Here is an 18,635-nt window from a genome sequence, read left to right on the forward strand (position 1 = left end):
CCATGATCAAACTCTTCAGTTAAAATCATTTCGAGTTTTATAAGTAAAACTCTTAAACTTGGCTCATCAATTTTCTGACTTAAATTTCGCTCAAATAAACTTCGAGTAATTCAAACCAATCAATCAATGAAAATAATTTCGATCAATCAATCAGTAAAAATCCACACAAGTTGTTCTTCATAATCTCTTAATGATCTTCTCAACGCTTCGTCAGCATCAAGCTAGGTCGGCTATATTACGCTTTATTTCTAAAGTGTCAACTGGTAATTTAAATTATTTTAAACTTTCTTTCTAAAACCCAACTCAACTATTTTCAATTAAGTCATTGTTTTATCAGAAGTTTTAATCTGCATCACCGCCGATGGATGTGCATTATAGGACAATTATTTTAACAAGCAACCCCTCTTTTTAAGTTTTATGCGTTTTTCAGTTCGAGTGGTTATTTATTCAGCAAAATATTTTAAATCTGTATCATTCTTGCTCAAAATTAACAGTAGGCTTATTTTAAAATATTAGCTACACGATTTTTATGTTCGTTCGTGTTGTGCCCAATGACTCAAAATTTTAAATAATAAACTTGCTGTCATTTGTAGCAATGCTAACGCCTACTTTTGTGTGCTTTACCCACATCGAATCTTTATAGCACTACATTCCCTATTTTATCTTACGCAAAATGGGAACATGACACGCCAAAGCTTTGCATCATAGACAATCATGTGATGGCACAACAATTTAAAAAAGCCAAGCGTTCACATCACAACTATGACAATCACTCTATTTCACTCAGAAATATTGCTCAGACCAACTACCAAATCTTAATTTTTTTACGCTTTCTTCAGTACAAGAACAACTTACTCTAAATACTCAAGTACAATTTCCTGCCTTATCTATTAGCATGAACAATCTAGACTGTGAAACAGGAAGCGCATTTTGCATCTATAAGAAGAATCAAAATTATGCCTTTAAAGTCAATATGGAAAGCTTAACCCAGTCTAAAGTGGCTTTGTTGTATAAATGTGTAAGCATATGATTTAAATAAATTTAATTCTGGATCAAAAATAATCAAAACTTTTAAAATCATATAATTATGAAATCTTTGTGCAACAAAGCCTTTTTAAACTAATAAGGCTTTCATAAATTTCAGGCATAAAAAAACCGCTTAACGCGGTATCTTTATTGATTTGACCATATCTGTTTAGCAGCTATTCTATTTAGAATAATGGTCGGAGCAGTAGGATTCGAACCTACGACCCCCTGGTCCCAAACCAGGTGCACTACCAGGCTGTGCTATGCTCCGAAATTGGGGTGAATGACGGGATTCGAACCCGCGACAACTGGAATCACAATCCAGGGCTCTACCAACTGAGCTACATCCACCATCAAGTTGGGTTCTTTTATACCAAGCCACCAACAATAATGGCGCGCCTGACAGGATTCGAACCTGTGACCATCCGCTTAGAAGGCGGATGCTCTATCCAACTGAGCTACAGGCGCATGACCGATGATACATAATATCATGCGATACGTTGCCTTGAAGAATTGGTCGGAGCAGTAGGATTCGAACCTACGACCCCCTGGTCCCAAACCAGGTGCACTACCAGGCTGTGCTATGCTCCGATTCATCTCAGCTTTTTGTATATCGCACATCGTGCGGTACGGTGTGCATTCTAGGCGCGACGCCCGGAGACGTCAACACCTATATTTAAAAAAAATTAAAAAAAAGCTTCAACCGTATATTTATCAAACATTTTTGATATTTTTCAATCAATTTTAGCGTTTTAAGCTCGCACTGAAATTCAACATACGATCTAATGGTAATTTAGCACGTTCTGCCAAAGCAGGTTCGACGAATACTTCTTGATCCCCCGTTTGCAATACATGCAAAATTCCATCTAATTCATTCATCGCCATCCACGGGCAATGTGCGCATGAACGACAGGTTGCACCCTCGCCTGCAGTTGGGGCTTCAATTAGAATTTTATTTGGTACAGCTTGCTGCATCTTGTAGAAAATACCGCGGTCAGTTGCCACAATTAAACGCTCGTGTGGCAAAGTTTTTGCCGCCTGAATAAGTTGCGAGGTACTGCCTACTGCATCAGCCACATCAACAACAGATTCTGGTGATTCTGGATGTACCAAAACTGCTGCATCAGGATATAAGGCTTTCATATTGGCAATACCGCGTGAACGGAATTCTTCATGCACAATACACGAGCCCTCCCAAAGCAGCATATCTGCGCCAGTTTTCTTTTGAATATAGCGTCCTAAGTGCTGATCTGGCGCCCAAATAATTTTTTCACCTAAACTATCGAGGTGTTCAATAATTTCAACCGCACAGCTTGAGGTGACGACCCAATCCGCACGTGCTTTTACAGCAGCTGATGTGTTGGCATAAACCACGACTGTATGATCAGGATGCGCATCACAGAAGCGGCTAAACTCATCGACAGGGCAACCTAAGTCTAGTGAACAAGTTGCTTCTAAAGTTGGCATAAGAATAGTTTTTTCTGGCGATAAAATTTTGGCAGTTTCGCCCATAAACTTTACCCCAGCCACGACTAACGTGGTTGCCGCATGATCACGACCATAACGTGCCATTTCCAGTGAATCTGAAACACAGCCACCTGTTAATTCAGCCAGTTCCTGAACTTCAGGATCGCAATAGTAATGGGCAACCAAGACAGCATTGCGATTTTCGAGTTCTGCTTGAATTTGCGAAAATTTTTCCTGCTTGGCTTGCTCACTCAAATGATGTTCTTTGGTTTCGCCCAAGCGATCTAAATGCGCCTGCACAATTGATTTGGCTTCATTGGCAATTAAATTGATCGCATCATTCATAACAACGTCTTCTCTATCTTCATGCTTGCCCGAACACAAGCTTACTCAAGTCACTGATGATATGGGAGCAATTTACTCATTCACCAGCCCTTTGCCAATTGAATGCTAAAAAAGCCTCACAACGGAGGCTTTATCACTCAATTTGAATTTTACGAGCGGTAATCCGCGTTAATCTTGACATAATCGTAAGATAAGTCACAAGTATAGACTGTATCTGTCGCTTGACCACGTCCTAAATTTACACGAATGGTCATTTCAGTTTGCGCCATGACGCGTGCGCCTGCCGCTTCGGTATAATCGGCTGCAGCACCGCCATCTTTACAAATTTGCACATCATCTAACCAAACCTGAATTTTTTCAACCTCTAAATTTGGCACGCCTGCATAACCAATCGCAGCAAGAATACGTCCCCAGTTTGGATCTGAGGCAAAAATGGCAGTTTTTACCAATGGTGAATGGGCGATGCTGTATGCAATATCACAACATTCTTGGATATTGGCACCACCTTCAACACGTACTGTAATGAATTTTGTTGCACCTTCACCATCACGGATAATCAGTTGCGCCAAACGCAACATAACACGATTCAAAACATCCAACACCACAGCATAACGCGGGTCATTTTCACTGCAAATTTCAGTGCCACCCGCCTGACCTGTCGCCGCCAAGATACATGAATCATTGGTCGAGGTATCGCCATCTACAGTAATACGGTTAAACGATTGTTCTACGCTGTGTTTGAGCAATTGCTGCAAGATGTCACGTTGAATAGGTGCATCGGTTGCAACATAACTAAGCATGGTCGCCATATTCGGACGAATCATACCTGCACCTTTAGAAATGCCTGTCATGCTATAATTAATGCCATCTAACTCAAACTGCTCAGAAGCACCTTTTGGTGTGGTATCTGTGGTCATAATACCTGTCGCAGCATCATGCCAAGCATCCTCACGTAAAGATGCCAACGCAGGCGCTAAGCCGGTAACCAAGCGTTCAATGGGTAATTGTTCTCCAATCACACCTGTAGAAAATGGCAAAACTTCTTGGGAAGATACACCCGCCAATTCAGCCAATTTGGCACAGGTGGTTTCTGCATTTTGCAACCCCAATTTGCCTGTACCCGCATTGGCATTGCCTGTGTTAATGACCAAATAACGCGGATTGCCTTGAGTCAAATGTGCTTTAGATACATGCACAGGCGCGGCACAGAATGCGTTTTGAGTAAATACACCCACCACATTTGAGCCTGCTGCAAATTCAAAAATAACCAGGTCACGTCGGTTCTGATAACGCACATAAGCCTCTGCTGAACCAATTTTTACACCTTTGACCACATGCATATGTGGCATAGAGACGTCACCAACTGCCATTTTGAAATTTCCAGTACAAATTTGAGAGTGTCACAGCTTAGTAGAAATTGAAGAAAAAATCGAGCATTCACCCTATATGATTCTACTTCTGTTCATGAACAAGGTCATATATAAAAAACCAGCCCGTTTGGACTGGTTTTTTATCTTCACTTTAATACGTAAGCACCTGAAGTTACTGATTGGGCTCAATTTGGATTATGGCTTGGTCGCAACTACGGTTTCACCCAATAAAGCCTGTTTTGCACGTTCTTGACTTGCTGCAGATAAAGCAGGATTGGCAGCCACAATACGATTTACATTTGCAGCATTCGCAGGTGCAATCGCTGCGGTATGCAGCACGATTGGACGCTGATCTGGATTAGCAAAGGTATAACGAATACCTGTGCGTGGGCTTGCCACAGTCACATGACCATTATCCACCTGTACCTGAGCTGTAGTCGCGCCCACAGCAGCTTGTACCTTTGCAGGCGTTGTCGTGGTTGTCGCATTTGCAAATGCGAAGCTAGGCAAGCTCAAGGCAACAATCATTAAAGGTTGTAATACTTTTTTCATTTTTTGTTCCACACGTGGATATTGCATTTGCAACTAAATAGCATTTAATTCCAAAATCTGCAAATGCTATACACATCTTGCAAAACTATTACCACAAAGATTTTTGCAGCAAAAAACAAAAAAGCAGAACCGAAGTTCTGCTTAAGTTGCAATAAGTCAGGTTTAGATTTTACCGTGACACTGTTTATATTTTAATCCCGAACCGCATGGGCATGGCGAGTTACGACTTACAGGCGGCACAATAGTTTGTTCAGCTGCACTATACTGTGGTTCTGATTCAAAGGTTTCGCCCGTTAAACCGTCTACATCGGCATGTGAAAGATTAAGCTGCATCGCTTCTGCTTGCGCTTGCTGTTGTGCTTCCATTGCAGCCAATTCTTCAGGTGTCGGTACATGCACACGCGAAAGATCGGTCACGACATCGGCTTTAATCACACCCAACATATTCACAAACAAGTTAAAGGCTTCTTTCTTGTACTCTTGTTCAGGGTTCTTTTGTGCATAACCACGTAAATGAATCCCTTGACGCAAATAGTCCATAGCCGCCAAATGATCTTTCCAGTGACGATCAAGTGAACTGAGCATAAAGTGACGTTCTAACATCACGGCAGATTCATCACCCATTTGCTCACGACGTGCACGGTAACGCGCCACAACTTCATCGGCAATACGCTCAACCAAAGCTTCTTCATCTAGACGACGATCATCTTCAAGCCATTGGTTAATGGGTAAATCAATGCCTAAATCATCACGCAAGGCACGCTCTAAACCATCAATATCCCACTGATCATGAATGGATTCTGGTGGAATATAATTGGCGATCATGCCTGTGACCACTTCACGATGCATTTCTTCAATGTAGTCTTGCAACGTGCTTTCTGCCAGAATATCATCACGCTGTGAATAAATAATCTTACGTTGTTCGTTATTTACGTCATCGTATTTCAACAAGTTTTTACGAATATCGAAGTTACGTGCCTCAACTTTGCGTTGTGCATTTTCGATAGAGCGTGACACCATTTTGTGTTCAATTGCTTCATCTTCCTGCAAGCCCATAGCACGCATCATTGCTACAACACGATCACCTGCGAAAATACGCATTAAGTCATCTTCAAGTGACAAATAGAAACGTGACACGCCTGGGTCACCCTGACGACCTGCACGACCACGCAACTGGTTGTCAATACGGCGCGATTCGTGACGTTCTGAACCAATAATGTGTAAGCCACCTGAACTTAACACCATGTCGTGATTTTGTTCCCACTCTGCCTTTAAACGCGCTTCATCTTCAGGGGTTGGGTTTTCAATTTTGGCTAGCAGGGCTTTCCAGTTACCACCTAGCAAAATATCTGTACCACGGCCTGCCATGTTCGTGGCAATGGTCACCGCACGTGGGGCACCTGCTTGCGCGATAATGTCAGCTTCGCGTTCGTGTTGCTTCGCGTTCAATACTTCGTGCTGAATACCCGCTTCACGTAATTTATCCGATAAAATTTCTGAAGCCTCAATGGTCGCTGTACCAATTAGAATGGGTGCGACACCTGCTTCATGCACACGTTTAATTTCTTGAATAATCGCGTTGTATTTGCCTGTGCGGTTTAAATAAATTAAATCGTTTTGGTCATTACGGATCATTGGTCGGTGCGTTGGAATAATAACAACATCTAGACCATAAATTTCTTTCATTTCTGCAGCTTCAGTGTCTGCAGTACCCGTCATTCCTGACAGTTTTTTGTATAAACGGAAATAGTTCTGGAAGGTTGTGGTCGCTAAAGTCTGGTTTTCAGGCTGAATTTCCAAACCCTCTTTGGCTTCTACCGCCTGGTGTAAACCTTCAGACCAACGACGACCAGGCATGGTACGACCTGTATTTTCATCAACAATAATCACTTCACCATCATGGATGATGTAATGGACGTTACGTTGATACAGGAAGTGAGCACGAATAGCTGCAGATACATGATGGACTAAATTCAGGTTAGATGCAGAATAAAGACTTTCGCCTGCTGCCAATAAACCCATTTGGATTAGTTCATTTTCTACCATTTCATAACCAATTTCGGTCATTTCTACAGTACGTTGTTTTTCATCAATCCAGAAGTGTCCACCATCAGCTACTTTTTCTTCTTTTTGCGGATGCAATTTTGGCGGAATAGTATTGATCGCTGCATATAACTGAGATGAGTCATCGCTTTGACCAGAAATGATTAATGGGGTACGTGCTTCATCAATTAAGATCGAGTCCACTTCATCAATAATGGCATACGTCAGGCCACGCTGTTTTTTCTCACTCAGCGAGAACACCATGTTGTCACGCAAGTAGTCGAAACCAAATTCGTTATTGGTACCGTAGGTAATGTCTGCGCGATAAGCCTGTGCTTTTTCAGTCGGGTCTTGCATGGAATAGATAATGCCAATGCTTAAACCTAAAAACTCAAATAAAGGGCGGTTGAGTTCGGCATCACGCTGTGCCAAGTAGTCGTTCACAGTAATGACGTGCACGCCCTGACCGCTTAAAGCATTTAAATAACAGGCCAAAGTTCCCATTAGGGTTTTACCTTCACCTGTACGCATTTCTGCAATTTTACCTTCATGCAAGGTAATACCACCAATCAACTGCACGTCATAGTGACGCATGCTCATGACACGTTTGGCAGCTTCACGACATACTGCAAATGCTTCTGGTAATAACTTATCTAAACTTTCGCCTTTGTTATAACGCTGTTTGAATTCTTCGGTTTTTGCAGATAAGTCTGCATCGCTTAAGGCAGATATCGTCGGCTCGAGCGCATTAATCTTGTCTACGATTTTACGCATGCGTTTGAGTTCGCGCTCATTTTTAGTACCGAAGATTCCTCCGATCAGACTTGCCAACATGAATAAACTCTCTAAATCTTGCTTGTCAAATAAATAGGTTTTTCTTAGGGGTTATTATGGTACTAGAAATTTGAAGTACAAGGGTTTTGCACAAAAACCTATTAAAAATTCCAATCTCTACTTGCCATTCCTCGCTTCTAAGTAGCAGTTAATGTAACAAATTTCGAGCGGACGATATATAGCAATAACACATGAATCTATTTTGAAAATGCAATAAAAATGACACAGCATATTCAAATTATTCATAAGCACATAAAAAAACACTATTTAATTCTGCAAAAGGAATGGCGCATAGTAGTACGCATACATCACACAACAAAACAAGACAGAGGTACACAATGACTATTCGCTTAGGTGACATCGCACCCAACTTCACACAAGATTCAAATGAAGGCCCAATTGATTTTTATGAATTTTTAGGTGACAGCTGGGGCATTCTATTTTCGCACCCTGCCGATTACACACCTGTCTGCACCACCGAGCTAGGCTATACCGCAAAACTGAAAGATGAATTCAGCAAGCGCAATGTCAAAGCGATTGCACTTTCTGTAGATGATGCTGAATCTCATAAAGGCTGGATTCAAGATATTAACGAAACTCAAGATACAACGGTTAATTTCCCAATTCTTGCTGACCAAGATCGTAAAGTGTCTACCCTGTACGATTTTATTCACCCGAATGCCAGCGAAACACTGACTGTCCGCTCATTAATCATTATTGATCCAAATAAAAAAGTACGCTTGATCATTACTTATCCTGCTTCTACCGGACGTAATTTCCACGAAATTTTACGTGTCATTGATTCACTACAACTGACTGACAATTACAAGGTTGCAACGCCTGCCAACTGGCAAGATGGTGAAGATGTGGTCATTGTGCCTGCCATTCAGGACGAAGCAGAGCTTAAAGAACGCTTCCCAAGTGGATATAAAGCCATCAAGCCTTATTTACGTTTGACCAAACAACCGAACCGCACTTAATTAAGTGGTACATGAGCAAGCCTATCTTCGGATAGGCTTTTTTATGCTCCAATTCCGTTAATCCGATTGTGATTGGCGACACACAACAGATCAGGTATAAGCAAAATAACATTCATAGAAAAACGTCATTTTGTGATCTACAACATTCATCATTTACATTGCGGCACGTTTTGCCCAATCTGTGCGCCTTTATTTGGACAACAAGGTTGGCAGGCAAAATTGGTCTGCCATTGTCTATTATTAGAAACAGATCAAGGCTTGGTCTTGGTCGATACAGGCTTAGGCGTTGAGGATTATTTACATCCCAAACAGCGTTTAGGCACATTACTGACCCATACCGCTCGGATTCAACACGACTTAAGCCAGACCGCACTCAAGCAAATCCAGCAACTTGGTTATCAGGCCAGTGATGTGCAACATATTTTGGTATCGCATTTGGACTTTGATCATGCGGGTGGGATTGCTGATTTTCCAAACGCGACTGTGCATATCTTCGCGAGTGAATACAAGGCAGCCTGCAATTTAAAGTCTTTAAAAAATCGCATGCGTTATAAACCTAAGCAATTTCAGCAACATACTCATTGGGATTTTTTAGAACCAACCCGAGGTGAAGCTTGGTTTAATTTTAATCGTGTGCAAGGTTTAACAATTTTTAAGGATGAAATTTTACTGATTCCTTTGCCTGGACACTCCGCTGGTCATTGTGGCATTGCCATTCGGCAGGCACAGGGCTGGTTATTTTTCTGTGGCGATGCTTATTATGCGCAAGCACAGCTAGACCCTAAACAATGCTTCCCAGCACTACATACAGTTGAGTATTTGTTTGCAGAAAATAATTTAATGCGTTTAAAGACTTTAGCGAATATTCAGCATTTGGCTCAAACTGCACCACAAGTTGAGATTATTTGCGCACATGATCCAATTGCCTTAGCGCAATATCAAATACCAAAAGCCTAAATAAAAAAGGATTTAACCTGAAAGATTAAATCCTTTTTTAATAAACATCTTGATCGAATGATCTAGTCACGTTTATCTAACGGCACCCAATCAATCACCCATGCAGATTTCATATTCAAACTTGGGTCTGCGGTAATTTTCTTACGGGTTGCATCGGCAGCATCACGGTCTTTAGATGGCCCAACCATAATCCGAACCCCTTTAGACGTTGGACTTTGGGTGACTTTATAGCCTTTGGCTTTCAATTTTGCCGCCAAAGCATCGGCATTGGCTTGGTTAGCCGCCAAAGCCACCTGTACCATCCATTGTTTATCACCTTCTTCCAATAACTTACGTGCTTTTTCAGCCTCAGCCTTTTTCTTAGCTGCTTCTTCAGCTTTGCGTTTTTCCTCAGCTTTACGCTTTTCTTCGGCAGCCTTACGTTCTGCTTCTTTTTTTGCTTCAGCTTCTTTACGTTCTTGTTCAGCTTTACGCTCTTGTTCAGCTTTACGTTTTGCATCGGCTTGGCGTTGTTCTTCCGCTTTGCGCTTCTCTTCTGCAATACGTTTTTCTTCCGCTAAACGCTTTTCATCTGCTGTTTTTTTCTCTGCAGCACTACGCTCTTGCGCAGCTTTTAACTCAGCAGCTTTCTTGGCATCCGTTGCCTGTAGCTGCTCTAACTTCTTTTGCTGAGCGGCTTTTTCTTCAGCCAAACGCTTTTGCTTGACTTGTTCATCTTCGACCAATTCAGGCGGAATATTGTCAGAACTTTGCTGCTGACCAGAACGTAAGGCATTTAAGGCAGCATATTCTTCTGCAGCTTTACGCGCTGCTTCAGCTTCTGCCTGTTGCTGCATTGCTAAAAACTCAGCTGCACGTGCTTCTTGCTCTGCCACTGCTTTTTCACGCGCACGGCGCTGCTCTTCAAGCAGACGCTGCTCGGTTTGCACATCGACAGTTAAAGGTTGCAATTGCACCATTTCTGCCTGATTGGCATTTTTATCTTGAACTTGTTCGGCTTGGCTCGGAGTTTTCACATTATTTTGATGTATTTCTTCTTGCCCTTTTAAAAGCAATGCTGCCAATAAAACACCACCACCTAATAAAACAACGCCACCCATCCAGCGTTGTTTGTTATTCATTGACATTCTTCCAAATACTCCCATACCGCTTCTAAGGTATGAAATGATCCACATACCAAAATCAGCTGATTATTTTTAGTTTCATCCAGTGCTGATTTAAAAGCCAATTGTATACTGTCGAAGTGTTGTATTGTTTCGCCTTGCAAAGCCTGATCCAAAATTGTGATCTCTGCCGCACGAGGCACATTTAATGTAGCAATTTTCCACATTACGACACTATCTTTCAATAACTCAACCACAGAATTTATATCTTTATCTGCAAGCATTGAAAAAACACTGATTACTTCAGTGTACTGTTTATTGTAATTTAAGAAATCGCGCAATTGCTTTAACAAAAATTCAACGCCATGCGGGTTATGTCCTGCATCAAAAATCACAGTTTTGCCCTGAATTTGACGAATTTCAAAACGCCCTGCCAATTTAGCAGTTTGAATACCTTGTGCAATCGCATCTTGGGTGATTTCTAAACCGCTACGCAAGACTGCTGCCACCGCGGTTGAAATATTATCGAGCGCCAAGCTGCCTGTTGGAAGTTTTAAGGTGCAACCCGATGCAGCAAACATCCACGACTCACCATCTTGCATTTCTCGATAAAAATAATCACGATTCAAAACAAATAAGGAGGCATTGCAGGCTAAGGCCTTATCTTGAATAGCCTGAGGCAAATCTTGCTGACCTGCAAAAATAACAGGAATGTGAGGACGAATAATGCCTGCTTTCTCATAGGCAATTTTTTCGATGCTATCGCCCAACCAATCGACATGGTCTAAACCAATATTGGTAATAACCGCCACATCTGGATTGACGACGTTAACCACATCTAAACGCCCACCTAAACCGACTTCAAGCACCCACACATCGCAGTCACGTGCTTTAAAAATCACAAAGGCCGCCAAAGTCGTGGCTTCAAAGAAAGATAAACTCAGATCGCAATCACGTCGCGCTTGATCGACTTGAACAAAAGCATCAATCAAACTTTGGTCATCGACCTCGACGCCTGCTAATTTGACTCGTTCATTAAAACGGTAAATATGTGGCGATTGGTACAACCCAACCCGATAACCCTGCGCATTTAGAATAGCCGCTAAAGTGGTTGTGGTTGAGCCTTTACCATTGGTTCCCGCAACTGTAATGACTTTGGCCTTAGGATGGGTTACCCCCAGTTTTTCTGCAACAGGAATGACCCGTTCCAAACCTAAATCAATACCTGTAACGTGAACATGGCTCCAATAATTGAGCCATGTGTTTAAATCATCGGTTGCAAGAGGCGCTGTGTTCAAGGCAAGTTCATCAGTTTCGCAAGAATACGATAAACTGTATCACGTAATGCATGACGATGGACAATTTGATCGACCACACCATGATCAAGTAAGTATTCTGCTCGTTGGAACGGCTCTTCGAGTTTTTCTCGTACAGTTTGCTCAATCACACGTTTACCCGCAAAACCAATCATCGCTTTAGGTTCTGCAATGTGTACATCACCCAACATCGCCAATGATGCAGTTACACCACCGTAAACAGGATGAGTTAATACCACGATGTACGGCAAGCCTGCTTCTTTCATGCGTTGAATTGCAGCAGAGGTTCGCGCCATTTGCATTAAAGACAACATGCCTTCTTGCATACGCGCACCACCCGATGCTGCGAAGCAAACTAATGGTTGTTTTTGCTGAATCGCACGTTCAGCGGCTTGCACAAAACGGTCACCAACGACAGTACCCATTGAGCCGCCCATAAAGTCAAACTCAAATGCGCAAGCAATGACTGGCATATTTTTTAATAAGCCCTGCATCACTACTAAAGCTTCGGTTTCACCCGTCTTCTTTTGCGCTTCAGTCATACGCTCAGGATATGCTTTGCTATCTACAAATTTAAGTGGGTCTTTAGCAGAGAATTCTTGACCTAATTCATTTTGCACTTGGTCAAAGAACCAAGTTAAACGCTCACGCGCTTTCATGCGTAAATGTTCATCACATTGTGGACATACATAAGCGTTGAATGACATTGCTGTACGTGTCACCAAAGCATGACATTCTGGACATTCAATCGTTGGTTCAGTAAAGATCGCTTTTAATGATTGTTGCTCATCTGGTGTTTCAATACCAGGTACACCACGTGCAGTCCACGGCGTCGATGGGCTTAGAATTTTCCCTGTTTTCACTTCTTGACTCATACTAACTCATCGAGCGCAGCTCGAAGCTCCTTCACTTTATTAACCGTTGCAATGACGGCTTGTTCTGGTGCTAAGCTCGCAAATTGTTTTACAAACGCACTTCCGACAATAACTGCATCGGCAGCCGCGCCCATTGTTTTGGCAGATGCAGCATCACTGATGCCAAAACCCACACCTACAGGCACGTTCGTTACAGCTTTAATCTGTTGGATGCGGGCCGCAGCTTCTGCAACATCAAGTGTTGCTGCACCCGTCACGCCTTTCAAAGAAACATAGTAAATAAAGCCACTGGCTTGGTTTGCCACAAATTGAATACGCTCTGGTGTAGAAGTTGGCGCTAACAAGAAAATTTGATTCATCCCATATTTATTCAGGACTTCATCAAACTCTTGGGCTTCTTCAGGCGGTAAATCGACCAGAAGTACACCATCTACACCACAGTCATGTGCATATTCAACAAACTTTTCATAACCAATAACTTCTACAGGGTTTAAATATCCCATCAACACCACAGGAGTTTCCTGATCTTTTTGACGGAATTCTTTGACCATGTTTAAAGCATCTAGCGTATTGGTTCCACCTGCCAAAGCACGCTCTGCAGCGAGGGCAATCACTGGACCATCAGCCATTGGGTCTGAAAACGGCAAACCTAATTCAACGATGTCTACCCCTGCCTCGACCATTTGATGTAACATCGGAACTGTGACTTCTGGATGAGGGTCACCTGCCATAACATAAGAAACCAAAGCCTTACGTTGTTGAGATTCAAGCTGTGCAAATCGTGTGGCTAAACGTGACATAGGGTTGTATTTTCCTTGAATGATTAAAACTGAAACATTTGCTATTGTAGAAATACAAATTGACCCATTGTAACGCTATTTTTTACTCAATGAATAGCGTACGGGCATTGGTTGCTGCATTTCTGTTTGCAAAACGATTTATTCAGAACAACCGCGAGGCTACATTTACTGATATTTGCGTTTTTTTCTCAATGATCAAAGATGCCTAATTTTGCCTGCTTATCGGTTTTTGAAACTTGCTCAATTGTGCTTTTAAATTCAAAAATTTTGATAAAAATAAATAACTTCAGGTTTTATCTTAGGTTTTATCAACCTTGCAAAAGCTGTTTCAGTCGTGGCTGCATACGGCTTATCTTCAATCTGTTAGCGCAAAATGACCTGTTGATCATGAGCCAATTGATCCGATTTATGGCGTACCTTGCTGTATAGAAAATGCATCATTCTCTGCTTGCTGCAATTGCTGTTTACGTTTTAGCAGCGTCTGTCCTGTGCAGGCTTTATAAGCACGTGCCAAAGCCGACTGGTCTGAATAACCCAACAACTGTGCAATGTCGCTTAGACTCACATTTTGTTGTAGTAGGTTTTCACAGCGCTGCATCCGTTCTATTTCAAGAATCTGTTTAAAACCCGTACCTTCCTGTTTAAGCTGACGCTGTAACGTACGCCCTGAACGAAATAAACGCTGCGCCACCCATTCAATGCTCGGCACTTGCTGTTCATAACGTAAATAATGCGCCACCTGCTCTTGGACTTGCTGCTGCACGGTTTCTAATTGTGGTTTTAACGCAATCGCATCTTCAGCTTGTTTGGTGAGTAAATGAATTAAAGAGGGATCGGCTTGCTGTGGTTTTAAACTGAGGCTTTCTAAATTTAAAACAATTTGATATTCCGCTTGCTTAAATAAAACCTTACAACCATAAAACTTTTCATAATGCAGCATCGCCATACGCGGTGCATGGGCAAAATGAATCTCCCGTATCGGAGAGTGTTGAAAATCAAAAATTTGCATGGCCAATTGAGTCATACAGGCAAAAGTCATTTCATGAACCAAGCTGTATTTTTCATCCACCAATGGCCATGATAAATATAAGGCATCTAGTTGTTGTTCCAGCCGCATCGGTACTGCTGCCGTACCATCTACCACCAAACGACTAAAACGCATCATATATTGAATAGCTTCTGCAACACTATTACTACGCGATGCCATATAGCCAAGCACGCCAAAATGTTCAGGCTGAATATAACGTGCCAATTCAAAAACGAGCGTTGGACAATCTAAAAACTGAATACTGTGTTGGATGATCTCGTTAAAAAACTGATAAGACGATTGGGTATCCATAGGCAATGCCAACACATGTTGTAACTGCTGCAATTGTGCAGGCGAAAATCCAAGCTGCTCAGGAACTCTGCCCCGTGCTGATAAATAGCGTAAATAAAGTTGATAATAGCCATTTGGAATTTGAATTTCGCTCATGTGCTTGCTCATCTTGACATGCATCATTTTCTTTTGTCGTTTAATGTATAAAAACTGGCAAATACTGTCAAAACAAATCTGCAAAAGCCCGACATACTGCAACAGGATTGACCAGAGTGAAATAAAATAAAATGAATGCACTTGTCCAATATCATGCTACGCCCATAGTACGCAGCATTCTCGATTTTAAATTAGCTGATGTGCCGCGTTACTGGTTTGCGGGTGATCCGTTTCTGACCCGCATGTTTGATGCTTTGAGCCTGACTTTTCCTGATGGCGAGCGTTATTTCATTCAATCAGTTCGTTTGTTCCGCGATCAAATTCAAGACCCTGACTTAAAACAGCGTGTTGCCGATTTTATTCGGCAAGAAGCTCAGCACGGCATTGCACACGACAAAATGAATCAGGTTATGAAAGATCAAGGCATGCCTGTAGATCAGTTTATTCAGCGTCTAAACAAAGTGTTTAAGTTTGAACTCAAATATCGCTCGCCCCAATACAATATCGCCATGACAGCGGCTGCAGAACATTTAACTGCACTCATGGCAGAAACTTTTTATGGCGAAAAAGAAACGCTAAAAGATGCACATCCTTATGTCCGCGCCTTATTTGCATGGCATGCGATTGAAGAAATGGAACATCGTGATGTGGCGTTTGATGTAATGCAGCAGGTGGGCAATGTACCTGAAGTGACCCGAAAAATGGCGTTGGTGCTGACCACAGGTTTAATGTTCGGATTTACCCTGTACCGCGCCAATGTCATGCTGAAATGCGATGGGTTTAATCGCACCCAGCGCATTAAAATGAATGTACGTGGCTTGCAATGGCTGTTTGGCAAACGAGGGAAGTTACGCAAAATGCAATCACAATACCGTGATTGGTTTAAACTTGACTTTCACCCTAGCCAACATCCAATTATCGCGCAATATGATGTCTGGCTTGAGACTTTAGCGCAAACAGGCGACCCAATTCAGGCAGGTGAAGCATTTTGGCAGGCAGGAAAATAAAGCTTTTTATTGCTAGGTTTTAAACAAATAAACACCTCAGCATTGCTTAACTTTATACAAACTTGCCTCTAATATCTCTACATAAAGTAAGGCATAAGGCAATGCTGAGTCATATCTTATTATTTCTTATTTATGAGTGACTCATACAGTTTTGGCGCAAGAGATAGCTATTACAGCCTCATCTCCTACACCCCCTACGCAGAAAAACATTTTAGTCCTGATTCATAATAAAAAAGTACTGGCGATAATATTTCAGCTCAGCAATCGAATCACGAATATCATCCATCGCCAAATGCGACGCATTCTTTTTCAAACCGCTCATAATTTCTGGACGCCAGCGCTTTGCCAACTCTTTCACTGACGATACATCCAGATTACGATAATGGAAGTACTGTTCCAATTCAGGCATTAAACGGTGTAAAAAACGGCGGTCTTGGCAAATTGAGTTGCCACACATTGGCGATGTTTTAGGATTGACCCATTTTTTTAGAAACTCAATGGTTTGCTGCTCTGCATCCTGCGCAGTGAGTTTGCTGCGACGCACACGCTCAATTAAGCCCGATTGTCCATGCTGACGTGTATTCCATTCATCCATAGCATTTAAAATACGATCGGGCTGATGCACAGCCAGCACAGGACCTTCTGCCAAAATATTTAAATGATCATCGGTCACAATGGTAGCCACTTCAATAATTTGGTCGTTGTCGGTATCCAAACCTGTCATTTCCAAATCAATCCAAATGAGGCGAGTATCAGGCGTGCTGCTCATAAATGTGCAATCTTATTCGGCTTAAAAACAACATAGTAGCAAATTTCTTGCTTCTTGGCTGTAACTGTGCCCCCGCTTCATGCTATTTTTGCCATCCTGAGTTCATGGTTTTTTAGGATATGAATGGCTTTAATTCGTAAGCGTCGATTGACTGAACAACAGCAACGTCGAATTGAAAAACAACACAAGTCACGTCAGGCAGACATTGACACTTCACATGATTTAGAAGGCTTGGTGGTACAACACTATGGTCGTCAATTAGAAGTGCAGGCTTTATCTGTTCCTGAAATTCATCCTGAAAAACCTGTGGTGCACGCAGGTGAGCCTGAACCGTTTTGGAAACCTATCGAAATAGGCAGTATTTGGCGCTGTCATACTCGCACCAATTTAGAATTATTGGTGACGGGAGATCAGGTCAAATGGCAAGCCGATCCGAATACAGGTTTAGGAATTATTACCGCGATTCATCCACGCCAATCTTTATTGACCCGACCTGATCGTTATCACAAAGTTAAACCTGTTGCCGCCAATATCAGTTTGATTGTGATTGTTTTTGCGCCTTTGCCTGAACCTGCACCGGGCTTGATTGACCGCTATTTGGTTGCTTGTGCCGATGCCGATATTCCCGCCTTATTGGTTTTAAACAAATCTGATTTACTCAAAGAAAACGACCCGATTTTAGACTTGCTTAAGGAATATCAAGACTTGGGGTATGAAGTCATGCAAACCCAGTCCGATGCGAATTTAGAACATTTGGCGGCACGTTTGGCAGGTGAAACGGTGGCTTTTGTTGGACAATCGGGTGTGGGGAAAAGCTCGCTGATTAATGCCATCGTGCCTGAAGCGGCGCAAAAGACCAATATCATTTCAGAAAACTCAGCACTTGGACAACACACCACAACCTCTACCCGCTTAATTGGCTTTGGAGATGGTGCAGCCTTAATTGACTCACCGGGGATTCGTGAATTTGGTTTATGGCACTTAAGCCAAGATAAAATTCAAAATGGTTTTCCTGAAATTGAAAACCTGCTGGGGCATTGCCAATTCCGCAACTGTACCCATAAACATGAAAAGCAATGTGCGCTGCGACTGGCTGCTGCAGAAGGTGAAATATTATCGCGTCGTTTAGACAGTTATTTAAGACTGTGTGATGAAATTGCCGAAGCGCAACAAAAAAATTAATTTTATTATGGCGCTGCCCTTGAAGCGGTGTTTTTGATCGCCATATTTATACGCTATACTCTTGAACAATTTTGACATTGTAATTAGGTGACTTGTGGAACGTTGGTTCGAATTTATGGGGAATCATCCCTTCTTATTTGGGACGCTGGCTGTATTGGTAGTGTTGTTCTTTGTGTTAGAAGGTCAACGCAATGGTCGCAAAATTTCCCCACAATCTTTGGGTATTTTAGTCAAAGCTAAAAATGCCATGTTGATTGATTTACGTGATGCCAAAGATTTTCGTGAAGGTCATATCAGTGGTAGCCGCAATATTCCCTATAGCCAAATTACCAAGCATGTTGAAGAGTTAAAAACCTCAGATCGTCCATTGGTCTTTATCTGTAACTTGGGTCAGGTTGCAGGCAGTGCTTTACAACAGGTCGCACATACCGATGCCTATCGTTTAGATGGCGGTATTAGCAACTGGAAAGCACAAGGTTTACCTTTAGTAAAAAGCAAATAGTTTTACCCAATATTTTTCGCAAGGAGAACAATC

Annotated in this window: 15 protein-coding genes, 4 tRNA genes and 1 pseudogene; 6 read left to right on the forward strand and 14 right to left on the reverse strand. The window is 42.1% G+C overall.

Features of this window, described 5'->3' with window-relative positions:
• Nucleotides 1-880: 880 nt before the first annotated feature.
• Nucleotides 881-1,030, forward strand: a pseudogene (locus L6C30_RS14995) (YfiR/HmsC family protein); the annotation flags it as partial.
• A gap of 190 nt (nt 1,031-1,220) precedes the next feature.
• On the opposite strand, the gene L6C30_RS11225 reads toward L6C30_RS14995, so the two are convergent.
• The 8 genes from L6C30_RS11225 to secA all read right to left on the reverse strand — a co-directional run bounded on the left by L6C30_RS11225 (nt 1,221) and on the right by secA (nt 7,637).
• Nucleotides 1,221-1,297, reverse strand: a tRNA-Pro gene (locus tag L6C30_RS11225).
• Nucleotides 1,298-1,301: 4 nt separating this feature from the next.
• Nucleotides 1,302-1,377: transfer RNA gene (locus L6C30_RS11230), tRNA-His, on the reverse strand.
• Nucleotides 1,378-1,417: 40 nt separating this feature from the next.
• Nucleotides 1,418-1,494 (reverse strand) — tRNA-Arg (locus L6C30_RS11235).
• Nucleotides 1,495-1,540: 46 nt separating this feature from the next.
• Nucleotides 1,541-1,617, reverse strand: a tRNA-Pro gene (locus L6C30_RS11240).
• Between the two features lie 153 nt (nt 1,618-1,770).
• Nucleotides 1,771-2,838: a quinolinate synthase NadA gene (gene nadA / locus L6C30_RS11245; RefSeq protein ID WP_236163091.1), complete on the reverse strand. Its 1,068-nt coding sequence runs from the start codon at nt 2,836-2,838 to the stop codon at nt 1,771-1,773.
• Between the two features lie 149 nt (nt 2,839-2,987).
• Entirely contained in the window at nt 2,988-4,208 is a 1,221-nt protein-coding gene (gene argJ / locus L6C30_RS11250) for a bifunctional glutamate N-acetyltransferase/amino-acid acetyltransferase ArgJ (RefSeq protein WP_236163092.1), read from the reverse strand.
• Nucleotides 4,209-4,403: 195 nt separating this feature from the next.
• Nucleotides 4,404-4,760 carry a hypothetical protein gene (locus L6C30_RS11255; RefSeq protein ID WP_026438260.1) on the reverse strand — a complete coding sequence of 119 codons (357 nt, stop codon included), beginning with the start codon at nt 4,758-4,760 and terminating at the stop codon, nt 4,404-4,406.
• Nucleotides 4,761-4,922: 162 nt separating this feature from the next.
• On the reverse strand, nt 4,923-7,637 hold the full coding sequence (gene secA, locus L6C30_RS11260; protein WP_236163093.1) for a preprotein translocase subunit SecA: 2,715 nt from the start codon (nt 7,635-7,637) through the stop codon (nt 4,923-4,925).
• A gap of 338 nt (nt 7,638-7,975) precedes the next feature.
• On the opposite strand from secA, the gene L6C30_RS11265 reads away from it, so the two are divergent.
• Together L6C30_RS11265 and L6C30_RS11270 are read left to right on the forward strand one after the other, a co-directional pair.
• Nucleotides 7,976-8,617 (forward strand): peroxiredoxin, encoded by a 642-nt coding sequence (locus L6C30_RS11265; RefSeq protein WP_136144594.1) that lies wholly within the window; start codon nt 7,976-7,978, stop codon nt 8,615-8,617.
• Nucleotides 8,618-8,749: 132 nt separating this feature from the next.
• Nucleotides 8,750-9,574 (forward strand): MBL fold metallo-hydrolase, encoded by an 825-nt coding sequence (locus L6C30_RS11270; RefSeq protein WP_096902404.1) that lies wholly within the window; start codon nt 8,750-8,752, stop codon nt 9,572-9,574.
• A 62-nt stretch (nt 9,575-9,636) separates the two neighbouring features.
• On the opposite strand, the gene L6C30_RS11275 is transcribed toward L6C30_RS11270, so the two are convergent.
• The 5 genes from L6C30_RS11275 to L6C30_RS11295 all read right to left on the reverse strand — a co-directional run bounded on the left by L6C30_RS11275 (nt 9,637) and on the right by L6C30_RS11295 (nt 15,142).
• Complete coding sequence (locus L6C30_RS11275; protein WP_236163094.1) at nt 9,637-10,695, reverse strand: SPOR domain-containing protein; 1,059 nt, start codon at nt 10,693-10,695, stop codon at nt 9,637-9,639.
• Entirely contained in the window at nt 10,692-11,975 is a 1,284-nt protein-coding gene (gene folC / locus L6C30_RS11280) for a bifunctional tetrahydrofolate synthase/dihydrofolate synthase (RefSeq protein ID WP_230245305.1), read from the reverse strand. The genes L6C30_RS11275 and folC overlap by 4 nt, the downstream gene beginning before the upstream one ends.
• Complete coding sequence (accD, locus tag L6C30_RS11285; RefSeq protein ID WP_019838021.1) at nt 11,972-12,868, reverse strand: acetyl-CoA carboxylase, carboxyltransferase subunit beta; 897 nt, start codon at nt 12,866-12,868, stop codon at nt 11,972-11,974. Before accD ends, folC begins: the two co-directional genes overlap by 4 nt.
• Complete coding sequence (trpA, locus tag L6C30_RS11290; RefSeq protein ID WP_236163095.1) at nt 12,865-13,668, reverse strand: tryptophan synthase subunit alpha; 804 nt, start codon at nt 13,666-13,668, stop codon at nt 12,865-12,867. The genes accD and trpA overlap by 4 nt, the downstream gene beginning before the upstream one ends.
• A gap of 406 nt (nt 13,669-14,074) precedes the next feature.
• The gene (locus tag L6C30_RS11295; protein ID WP_236163096.1) at nt 14,075-15,142 is read right to left on the reverse strand and encodes an AraC family transcriptional regulator; all 1,068 of its coding nucleotides are present in this window, start codon (nt 15,140-15,142) and stop codon (nt 14,075-14,077) included.
• Nucleotides 15,143-15,273: 131 nt separating this feature from the next.
• On the opposite strand from L6C30_RS11295, the gene L6C30_RS11300 reads away from it, so the two are divergent.
• Nucleotides 15,274-16,149, forward strand: coding sequence for a metal-dependent hydrolase (locus L6C30_RS11300; protein WP_236163097.1), 876 nt, complete (start codon nt 15,274-15,276; stop codon nt 16,147-16,149).
• 211 nt (nt 16,150-16,360) lie between these two features.
• Here the strand turns inward: L6C30_RS11300 and orn are convergent, their stop codons facing one another.
• Nucleotides 16,361-16,918, reverse strand: a complete 558-nt coding sequence (gene orn, locus L6C30_RS11305; protein WP_004976254.1) for an oligoribonuclease — start codon at nt 16,916-16,918, stop codon at nt 16,361-16,363.
• A gap of 123 nt (nt 16,919-17,041) precedes the next feature.
• Between orn and rsgA the strand changes: the two genes are divergently transcribed.
• Both rsgA and L6C30_RS11315 read left to right on the forward strand, forming a co-directional pair.
• Nucleotides 17,042-18,100, forward strand: coding sequence for a ribosome small subunit-dependent GTPase A (gene rsgA / locus L6C30_RS11310; RefSeq protein ID WP_236163098.1), 1,059 nt, complete (start codon nt 17,042-17,044; stop codon nt 18,098-18,100).
• A gap of 94 nt (nt 18,101-18,194) precedes the next feature.
• Nucleotides 18,195-18,602 (forward strand): rhodanese-like domain-containing protein, encoded by a 408-nt coding sequence (locus L6C30_RS11315; RefSeq protein ID WP_004976250.1) that lies wholly within the window; start codon nt 18,195-18,197, stop codon nt 18,600-18,602.
• The last annotated feature ends 33 nt before the right edge of the window (nt 18,603-18,635 follow it).

Origin of the sequence: Acinetobacter sp. KAM396 (genome assembly GCF_021602765.1) — a bacterium.
Classification (GTDB): Bacteria; Pseudomonadota; Gammaproteobacteria; order Pseudomonadales; family Moraxellaceae; genus Acinetobacter; species Acinetobacter towneri_A.

What these genes read in the sequence shown, in the direction of transcription:
- L6C30_RS11265 (WP_136144594.1), top strand. Translation starts at nt 7,976, where the DNA reads ATGACTATTCGCTTAGGTGACATCGCACCCAACTTCACACAAGATTCA.
- trpA (WP_236163095.1), bottom strand. Translation starts at nt 13,668, where the DNA reads ATGTCACGTTTAGCCACACGATTTGCACAGCTTGAATCTCAACAACGT.
- nadA (WP_236163091.1), bottom strand. Translation starts at nt 2,838, where the DNA reads ATGAATGATGCGATCAATTTAATTGCCAATGAAGCCAAATCAATTGTG.
- L6C30_RS11275 (WP_236163094.1), bottom strand. Translation starts at nt 10,695, where the DNA reads ATGAATAACAAACAACGCTGGATGGGTGGCGTTGTTTTATTAGGTGGT.
- accD (WP_019838021.1), bottom strand. Translation starts at nt 12,868, where the DNA reads ATGAGTCAAGAAGTGAAAACAGGGAAAATTCTAAGCCCATCGACGCCG.
- rsgA (WP_236163098.1), top strand. Translation starts at nt 17,042, where the DNA reads ATGGCTTTAATTCGTAAGCGTCGATTGACTGAACAACAGCAACGTCGA.
- L6C30_RS11255 (WP_026438260.1), bottom strand. Translation starts at nt 4,760, where the DNA reads ATGAAAAAAGTATTACAACCTTTAATGATTGTTGCCTTGAGCTTGCCT.
- argJ (WP_236163092.1), bottom strand. Translation starts at nt 4,208, where the DNA reads ATGGCAGTTGGTGACGTCTCTATGCCACATATGCATGTGGTCAAAGGT.
- secA (WP_236163093.1), bottom strand. Translation starts at nt 7,637, where the DNA reads ATGTTGGCAAGTCTGATCGGAGGAATCTTCGGTACTAAAAATGAGCGC.
- orn (WP_004976254.1), bottom strand. Translation starts at nt 16,918, where the DNA reads ATGAGCAGCACGCCTGATACTCGCCTCATTTGGATTGATTTGGAAATG.
- L6C30_RS11295 (WP_236163096.1), bottom strand. Translation starts at nt 15,142, where the DNA reads ATGAGCGAAATTCAAATTCCAAATGGCTATTATCAACTTTATTTACGC.
- L6C30_RS11300 (WP_236163097.1), top strand. Translation starts at nt 15,274, where the DNA reads ATGAATGCACTTGTCCAATATCATGCTACGCCCATAGTACGCAGCATT.